At 49.7% G+C, this 9,143-nt stretch carries 7 protein-coding genes and 1 riboswitch; all 7 genes read right to left on the bottom strand.

Going from position 1 to position 9,143, the window contains the following annotated elements:
- Positions 1-109: 109 nt before the first annotated feature.
- Positions 110-1,222, bottom strand: coding sequence for an RNA polymerase sigma factor RpoD (gene rpoD, locus FD01_RS15115; RefSeq protein ID WP_054719726.1), 1,113 nt, complete (start codon positions 1,220-1,222; stop codon positions 110-112).
- A gap of 28 nt (positions 1,223-1,250) precedes the next feature.
- Positions 1,251-3,095 (bottom strand): DNA primase, encoded by a 1,845-nt coding sequence (gene dnaG, locus FD01_RS15110; protein ID WP_056965171.1) that lies wholly within the window; start codon positions 3,093-3,095, stop codon positions 1,251-1,253.
- A 427-nt stretch (positions 3,096-3,522) separates the two neighbouring features.
- Entirely contained in the window at positions 3,523-5,592 is a 2,070-nt protein-coding gene (gene glyS / locus FD01_RS15105; RefSeq protein ID WP_162257376.1) for a glycine--tRNA ligase subunit beta, read from the bottom strand.
- On the bottom strand, positions 5,589-6,488 hold the full coding sequence (glyQ, locus tag FD01_RS15100; RefSeq protein WP_056965166.1) for a glycine--tRNA ligase subunit alpha: 900 nt from the start codon (positions 6,486-6,488) through the stop codon (positions 5,589-5,591). The genes glyS and glyQ overlap by 4 nt, the downstream gene beginning before the upstream one ends.
- A gap of 316 nt (positions 6,489-6,804) precedes the next feature.
- Entirely contained in the window at positions 6,805-7,407 is a 603-nt protein-coding gene (locus FD01_RS15095; protein WP_054714095.1) for an ECF transporter S component, read from the bottom strand.
- 95 nt (positions 7,408-7,502) lie between these two features.
- Positions 7,503-7,626, bottom strand: a riboswitch (FMN riboswitch).
- A gap of 86 nt (positions 7,627-7,712) precedes the next feature.
- Positions 7,713-8,276, bottom strand: a complete 564-nt coding sequence (locus FD01_RS15090; RefSeq protein ID WP_054714098.1) for an LOG family protein — start codon at positions 8,274-8,276, stop codon at positions 7,713-7,715.
- Positions 8,273-9,082 (bottom strand): HAD-IIB family hydrolase, encoded by an 810-nt coding sequence (locus tag FD01_RS15085; protein WP_056965163.1) that lies wholly within the window; start codon positions 9,080-9,082, stop codon positions 8,273-8,275. Before FD01_RS15085 ends, FD01_RS15090 begins: the two co-directional genes overlap by 4 nt.
- Positions 9,083-9,143: the final 61 nt, after the last annotated feature.

The following is a 9,143-nucleotide window of genomic DNA, read 5'->3' as shown; positions in this document are numbered from 1 at the left end:
TCATGATACCGCTTGGCAATTGAGAGGGATAGGCGGTCTGTTATTAGGTGCTTACGAAGCTTTTGCCCCCACGCAAAAAAGCCAAGCACAAGGCCTGGCTTTCAAACGATTATTCGAGGAAATCTTTGAGTTGCTTGGAGCGACTTGGGTGGCGCAGTTTGCGCAAGGCTTTCGCTTCGATTTGGCGGATCCGTTCACGGGTGACGCCAAAGACTTTACCCACTTCTTCCAAGGTCCGGGTACGCCCATCATCCAACCCGAAGCGTAAACGCAAGACGTTTTCTTCACGGTCAGTTAAGGTGTCTAAGACAGATTCGAGCTGTTCTTTGAGCAATTCGTAGCTGGCATGGTCTTCTGGACTCGTCGCATCGGCATCTTCGATGAAGTCGCCTAAGTGAGAATCATCCTCTTCACCAATCGGGGTTTCAAGGGAAACGGGTTCTTGGGCGATTTTCAAGATCTCGCGGACTTTATCCGTTGGCATGTCCATTTCCGCGCCAATTTCTTCAGGCGTAGGTTCGCGACCTAAATCTTGCAACAATTGACGTTGGATGCGGATCAATTTGTTGATAGTTTCAACCATGTGCACAGGAATCCGGATCGTACGAGCTTGGTCGGCAATGGCGCGCGTGATGGCCTGACGAATCCACCAAGTGGCGTAAGTGGAGAATTTGAAGCCTTTGCGGTAATCAAATTTCTCAACGGCTTTCATCAAGCCCATGTTCCCTTCTTGGATCAGATCCAAGAACTGCATGCCGCGGCCAACGTAACGCTTGGCAATGGAAACCACCAAACGCAGGTTAGCTTCAGCTAAGCGTTGCTTGGCTTCTGGGTCGCCGGCTTCGATTTTCAAGGCCAAAGCGACTTCTTCGTCAGCCGTCAGCAAGTTGACCCGGCCGATTTCCTTGAGGTACATCCGCACAGGGTCGTTGATCTTGACACCACTTGGCGCAGAAAGGTCTTTCATTTCCTTTTTGGTGACGGCTTTGGTACTTTTGATCGATTGCGCCGTAGGATCACCATTTTTGTCGACAACTGCAATGCCGTTGTCTTCAAGTTTTTGCATCAAATCATCAACGGCTTCGCTGCGCAGTGCAAAAGGCTTGACCACCTTGCGAGCCAAGTCATCATCGGTGATTTGTTTGGCCTTTTTGTAGTCTTTGATGATCTGCTTAACGGCAGCATCATATTTTGGATCGGTTTTCGTGGTTTTTTCAGCCATTAAAGTTCCTCCTTGAAAATGCCATTGCCTACTCAGCAACACTTCCGGTCTTATAAGCACGCAACAATTGGATGTATTGCATGCCTAATTGGGTCGCCCCCGCTTTATCCCCTAATACCTGCGCTTGATGCAATGCCGCTTTGACTTGTTGCAGCTGCGCATAGGCGTCTTCTTTGCCCGCCAAAGCGATCAGCTCTTCGATGACATCATCATCAGGTTCAGGATAGGTTTGTTCACTCAAATTAGTCGCCAACGCCACCAAGTCTGCTGGCACATGGTCCAAATACCCCGCAAACTGGGGTGGATTGGTCGCTGCAGCATAGCTCACCCAAGCATCAAACAAACTTTGATATTGGGCATGCCCGAATTGAAAGTTGCTTTGGTGCAACCGCGCTGCCACTGCCGGTTCGATCCAAGCGTAGGCGAGCAATTGCCGCTCTGCTTGTTCGAACTTGTCAAAATGCTGCTGGGGTGCTGGGGAAACTGGCCCGGCAAACGTTTGCCCATACTCATCAGGCATCGGCGGTGGCGCAACATCTGGCCAAGGCGCATAGTCGGATTGCGGCGCTACTTGCTGCGGGGCGGTTTGGGGCAGCGAAACTTTCAAATCATTGACGGCAACACCAGTGGTTTGACTGATTTGCTGCAAGTACACCGCCTGCTCTGCACCAGCAGGGACCAGGGCGACGGTTTTCAACGCGGCATCCAAGTATTGCAACTTGTCTGCATCGTTGGCCATGTCCAAGCCCAATGCATCATGATGCAAAGCAAAAGCCGTTGGCGTCAACACCGTTTGGACTTGTTGTTTGAACGCGTCCGCCCCGCGCGCTTTGATATACTCGTCTGGATCCATACCGTCTGGTAAGACGACGACATTGGTTTGCAGGCGTTTGTGGTTTTGCACCAAAGTGAGCGCACGAGCCGTCGCATTTTGCCCAGGCTCATCACCGTCATAACAAATCGTCAATTGCCGGGTTTGTTTGGCAATGATATTGACTTGATCTTGGGTCAAGCTGGTGCCCATTGAGGCGATTCCCACCGGCACCCCAGCTTGATACGCCGCGATCACATCCATAAAGCCTTCAAACAGCACGGCAGCACCGAATTGCTTGAATTCAGTTTTCGCGGCGTCAAGGTTGAACAAGACATCGCGCTTATTGAACAGCTTAGTTTCTGGACTGTTCAAGTACTTGGCTTGATGCGATGCTTTGTCCAACACTCGGCCAGAAAAACCGATTACATTGCCGGACGCATCTTTTAACGGAAACATCACGCGATCATTGAAGCGGTCATACAGCGTGGCTTGGTCATCTTCGACAAACAACCCACTGGCGCGTTGTGTTGCATAATCGACTTGTTGCTGATCCAAAAAGGTCCGCATCAAGGTGCGATCTTTTGGCGCATAACCGATATCAAAGTGATCGATCGTCTCCCGAGTCAACCCACGATCCGTCAAGTACGCTAAAGCTTTCTCACCGGCTTGCGTATTCACCAAAATGTGATGACACATATCGGTGATTTTTTTGAGCAAGGCAATTTGTGCGGCGACTTCTGGGTCAACTGGCGCGCGGTTGGCTTGCACCGTGATGCCGAGGTCAATGTGTGCAAACTCAGCGACTTTCTCAACGGCTTCCGGGAAGCTCACTTTGTCGTATTGTTGCACAAAGGAAAAGACATTCCCACCGCGGCCACAAGAAAAGCACTTGAAGATCTGCTTAGATTCGTTGACGGAAAAGCTCGGCGTGTTTTCATCATGGAAAGGACAAATGCCGAATAGGTTTTGGCCGGCGTTGTGCAGTTGCACATACTGACCCACATAATCGGCGATGCGGACGCTGTTGCGCACTTCGTCGATTTTGGTTTCCGGTATCATGCCTGCCATGCCCTCACCTCCTCGTAGCGGTAAAAAGTCGCACTTCATGGTGAAATGCGACTTTTGAGATCGTGTCAGCGCAAAATACTGCAACCTATAGTATAGCCGCTGAGGCCTGGATTTGCAAGCACTGATTTATCGTAAGCAAGTAGTTTTTTCGGTTGAAAAGCGCCAAGCTTCAGGGTGATCGACTCCGGCTGGACGGACATGGAACGCTATGACGCTCGTCGGAGCTAACTTGGATCATTCGCTATGCTCATGATTCAAGTGGATCTCCTTCTCGCTGGATTCTAAGCGGTAAACCGCTAAGAATCCCACGGCTGATGTCCGTCCAGCCTTCGTCGATCACCCTTCCGCTTCACTTTTTCTGCAACTTGCTCACGCCGCAACAACTGCGCAAACAATAAAAACGAAATGACGGTTAAACTTACTTGACGATGACTTGAGCCACGGCACCAAATTGATGGATCAAGTTGGCGAGGTTCGTCAACTCACGCAAGCGGTTGGTGCGAACAGCTTCGTCTTCTGCCATGATCATAGTTTCCGTGAAGTAATCAGTGATCACCGGTTCCAAGCCAGCTAAAGCAAGATAGTTGGCGTCGCTTGGCTTGTCGTCAAACTTGATGGCAACAGCGATGGCTGCATCATGCAAAGCTTTTTCGCTTGGGTTTTCGAACAATTTAGCATCAACCGCGCCTTCAGTTGGGGTCTTGTCGGCAATGCGAGTGACCCGACCTAAGGCTTCCATCACTGGTTTGAAGTTATCATCGTCAGCGTGGGCAGTTAAGACGTTGGCTGCATCGATCATCGCTTCGACGTCAACAGTTGGTGCGGCAGATACGGCATCGACGATATCATGACGCACTTTTTGGCCCGCTAAGAATTGGTTGACGCGGTCGCGCATGAAGTCGGCCAAAGCTTTGGCATTAGCTGCATAGTCCAAACCGGCGAGTTGATCGTTAGCAGCCAGTGCTTTGACAGCAGCGGTTTGCACAGCGTTGACATCAAAGGAGAAGTGATGGGCCGCGATCATCCGCACGATCCCGTAGGCTTGACGACGCAAAGCGTAAGGGTCATTGGAACCACTTGGGATCAAATCGACGGCAAAGAAGCTCATCAAAGATTCAAGTTTGTCAGCTAAAGCTAATACCGTGCCAACGATACTTTCAGGCAAAGCGCCATCAGCGGAAATTGGCATGTAGTGTTCGCGGATCGCTTGAGCGACGGCTTTATCTTCACCAGCTAAGTTGGCGTACACTTCACCCATGGTCCCTTGCAGTTCAGCGAATTCACCGACCATGGCCGAAACCAAATCGAACTTGTAGATTTCTGCGGCGCGTAAGACATGGGCTTTGTCGTCCGCAGTCAAACCGAATTGATCGGCTAACAAGCCAGCAATGGTCTTAGTGCGGTGCATTTTGTCCGCCATGCTCCCGATTTTATCATGGAAGCTGACGGTTTCCAGACGCTTGGTGAAGTCAGCGATGGTTTTCTTTTGATCTTCGGCATAGAAGAAGGCGGCATCTTCAAGGCGCGCGGTCAAGACTTTGACGTTACCGGCGATCACGTTTTCCATGTAATCGGAATTGCCGTTGCGGACCCCGATGAACGCGTTGACCATTTTACCTTGGGCATCGCGAGCATAGAAGTAGCGTTGGTTATCTTTCATGGAAGTGATGAGGACCGCTTCTGGGATCGCAAGGTATTTTTCATCAAAACGCCCAGCAAAAGCAGTTGGCCATTCGACTAAATTGTTGACTTCTTCTAATAAGTCGGCATCTAAATCGATGGTCCACGCATTGTCTTCAGCAATCTTGGCAATTTGATCCGCGATCAGTTGCTTGCGGGCAGCTGGTTCGACGATCACAAATTGGTCTTTAAGCGCGTCGACGTAATCAGTGGCAGTCTTCAATTCAACGGCGTGGCCTAAGAAGCGGTGGCCTTCAGTGGTGCGACTAGCTTCAACGTCTAATAAGGACATTGGGACCACTTGATCATCTAATAAAGAAGTCAACCAGTGAATCGGGCGAATGTATTCAAAATCATTGTTGCCCCACTTCATGCGAGTTGGGAACGTCAAGGATTTGATCACCTTGATCAAGCCGGCGAGGATTTCTGCGGCAGGCTTGCCAGCCACGGCTTTTTGCAAGTACACATAGTCGACACCTTTGAGTTCACGAAATTCGATATCGTCAACGGTCATGCCTTGGCCGCGCGTGAAGCCGATTGCCGCTTTGGTCCAGTTGCCATCAGCGTCTTGGGCGATTTTCTTCGCTGGGCCTTTGAGATCTTCTTCCACATCAGCTTGTTTGTCAGCTAAATCAGAAATCAACAAAGCCAAGCGCCGTGGGGTGGCATATTGTTTGATCTCACCAAAGTCCAAGTTGTTGTCTTTGAGATACTTGGCCGTTTTTTGAGCGAATTGTTTGAGGCTTGGGGTGACCACATGCGCTGGCATGTCTTCCAAACCGATTTCAAGTAAGTAGTTTGCCATTATTTTGCGGCCTCCTCTGCATGCTTCAACAATGGAAAGCCCAGCTTTTTGCGTTCTTCAACAAAAGCACGCGCAACTTTGTGGGCCATTTTGCGGATGCGGTTCATGTAACCGGCACGTTCAGTGACCGAAACCACGCCGCGCGCATCCAACAAGTTGAAGGTATGCGAGCACTTCAAAATGTAGTCATACGCTGGGTGCACCAAACCGAGATCCATCAGGCGCCAAGCTTCTTTTTCATAGGCATCAAAGAATTGCAGCAACATGTCTTGGTTGGATTCTTCAAAGGAATACTTGGAGTGTTCGTATTCAGGTTCTTTGAAAATGTCGCCGTATAACACGCCATCACCCCATTCGAGGTCAAACACGTTGTTGACGTCTTGAATATAAGAAGCTAAGCGTTCAACGCCGTAAGTGATTTCGGAAGTGACTGGGGAGACTTCAAGGCCGCCGACAACTTGGAAGTAAGTGAATTGGGTGACTTCCATGCCGTCCAGCCAAACTTCCCAACCCACACCGGCGCAACCCATGGATGGGTTTTCCCAGTTATCTTCAACAAAGCGGATATCATGTTCCAAAGGTTCAATGCCTAACGCACGCAAGGAATTCAAGTAGTAGTTTTGGACTTCTTTAGGACTCGGCTTGATCACCACTTGGAATTGATGATGTTGGTACAAACGGTTTGGGTTTTCACCGTAACGGCCATCAGCTGGTCGACGGGATGGTTCCACGTAAGCGGCAGCCCATGGTTCTGGGCCGATTGCCCGCAAGAACGTGTAAGGGCTCATGGTACCGGCGCCTTTTTCCGTATCGTAGGATTGCATCAGCATGCAACCTTTGTCGCCCCAGAACTTTTGCAAGGTCTGGATCATTTGTTGGACAGACATTTTTTTGGTCATGTCGGATCTCCTTTGATCAGCCAGTTCGAATTGATGAGTTACTGGCTGACATGCGTTAGTTAATTTTCTTCGGTGCCAATCAAAAAAGCGCCACTATGCCAAATAATTGACATAGGGACGCTTACGCGCGGTTCCACCCTACTTCACGGCTTGCACCGTGCACTTGATTGATCGGTTCGAAATGCCCCTCACAGTTAAAAGCATGAGGCTTGCACTGTCCCTCACTCGCTTAGCTCGCAGCTGCGACTCTTTTTCTCAACACCGAATATATGTGTTTAGTATACCAGTTTTCACGTGATTTTCAATGGGTCTGCGCTCACTTTAATTCAGAATGTTGCAAGCGGCTGGCTTGAATCGCGTGTTGTTTGTCCAGCCATGGCATCAAGGCTTTGGCTAAGGCGAAGAAGACGATGGAAACAGTGGTGCTTTTGATCAAGTTGAACGGCACGACGACCACGGCACAGTACTTGAGCAAGGACATCCCCAAGTGAAACCCCATCACCGCCATGTACACCGGCATCAGCACCAACCAGTTCAACACGACCATCACGATAGTCAACGTCAGCGTCCCACCGACTAACCCGGCGATTTGCCGCCATAAACTGTTTTTAGAATGCATTAACGCCACTGGTGGCCACATGAACAAAACACTGGCAACAAACGCGGTGCCATCGCCGATCAAGTTCACAAACCCGCCACCAGTCATGACAAAATGTAACAGCGAGCGCACAAACGCGACCATGATCCCGCCGGCTGGGCCATACAACAGCCCGCCGATCAACACGGTGAGATCCGATAAGTCGAGTTTCAAGAAATCAAATCCCGGCAAAATTGGAAAGGCCAAAAACATTTGTAACACGAATCCCACTGCGGCCAGCAATGCGATCCCCACTAAACGGTACACCTTAGAACCAGACATAGCACATTCCTCCATGTTGGTCGCTTCAGTCGAGCCAAAAAAGGCCTGTTTCCCCAAAGGCAAACAGACCTCACTTGAATGTTCATTCAAATAAGCGCTATCTTCTTTACTCTAGACTGTACTATCGGTCAAGGATTCACACCTTGTCAGCCGCACACAACATGCGGGTCGCGGACTGTCACCGCCGGTCGGGAATTGCACCCTGCCCTGAAGACGAACCAAATATTTAATTACGAGACAAATTGTAACCGCTTCAACACTATCTGTCAATTCACGATAAGTTGGCAATTTCTTTGAATCGCTGACTAGTATTTGCGAATCGTTGGTGGCGTGTAGGTGTTGAAGAATTCGCCGATTTCATCCAAGTTATCAGAGAACAACAACTTGCTGCGATGTTCTGCCGTCAAGAATTCATTGGCCACCATTTTATCAAACATCTCGGCTAACGGATCCCAATACCCGAACGCATTATAAAAGGCACAAGGCGCATCGTTATCACCGACGCGCGCCCAAGAGAAGGCTTCACTGATTTCTTCCAGCGTCCCAGGACCACCAGGAAGTGCAATGCAACCGCTAGCCATGCGCAACATTTCTGCTTTGCGCGTTGCCATGTTCGGCACCACCACTAAATCTTCGAGCTCTTCTAGCGCCGCACCGCGCTTGTATAAGTTATCTGGCATGATGCCAGTGACGCGCCCGTCAAGCATTAACACGGTTTTGGCGAGAATGCCCATTAAACCGACACCGCCGCCACCATAAACCAAGCTGTGGTCATTGGCGACTAGCCATTTGCCTAAATCTCGCGCTGCGGTGATATATTTCGGGTCATTCCCCGTATTAGCGCCACAATAAACTGCGATCCGACTCATAGTTGACCACCCTTCTCTAAGATCTCATTGATTTTAGTTTGAACCGCATAATCGGAATTGCTACCGATACGTTCATCTGCCACTTTGTCCAGTTCTGTTTGACCTGCTTGCATCACAAAGCTGTGGCCAGCAATCGTCAACATTTCCGTGTCATTCAAGTTATCGCCGAAAGTCACCATTTCATCAGGCGTCACGTCAATGAGTTTGCCAAGTTCTGTGAGGGCATGGCCTTTGTCGACGTCAGCGTGCATCATATCCAAGAAATAATCCCCGCCGATGGTGACATGGAAGTCATCTTTAAATGGGGTGGCGTAATCCGGTTCGAAAATGTCATACGTTTCCCCACCTGGGAAGTACACTGAATACTTGGCAACTTGCGCGTCAACTTGGGTGAGATCATCGACCACTTCAAGTTTGGCAAAGAATTGGCCGAGATAATCACGATATTGTTCAGCAGATTTGGCAATATAAGCCGTATCTAACGCGCATAAAATCGGCTCGCCGAGTTTTTTGGCATAAGTATAGTTGGTCAAGCGGACATAATCCGCTTTGGGAATAAATTGCGCGTAAACCATTTCCCCATCGCGCACGACGACAGCCCCATTTTCTGCGACTAAGCTGACGACATCAGCCACTGGCGCAAACATTGGCTTCAAGGTATACAGCGGGCGACCAGACGCGGCGACAAAATGCATCCCTGCATCGTGAACTGCGCGAATCGTATCGTAGAAGTTCGGCGGCAAGTGGCCGGCTTCATCTAATAAGGTATGATCGAGATCTGAGGCGATCAATTTGATTTCAGTCAAGGCGGACATCCTTTCTGGTACGCTTTCAAGTATACGCAAATTTTCCCGACAAAAAAAGCCG

It is taken from the genome of Lacticaseibacillus manihotivorans DSM 13343 = JCM 12514, from assembly GCF_001435035.1.
Taxonomy (GTDB): domain Bacteria; phylum Bacillota; class Bacilli; order Lactobacillales; family Lactobacillaceae; genus Lacticaseibacillus; species Lacticaseibacillus manihotivorans.
The sequence above is the reverse complement of the archived record's forward strand: the minus strand, read 5'-3'. Positions and strand labels throughout refer to the sequence as shown.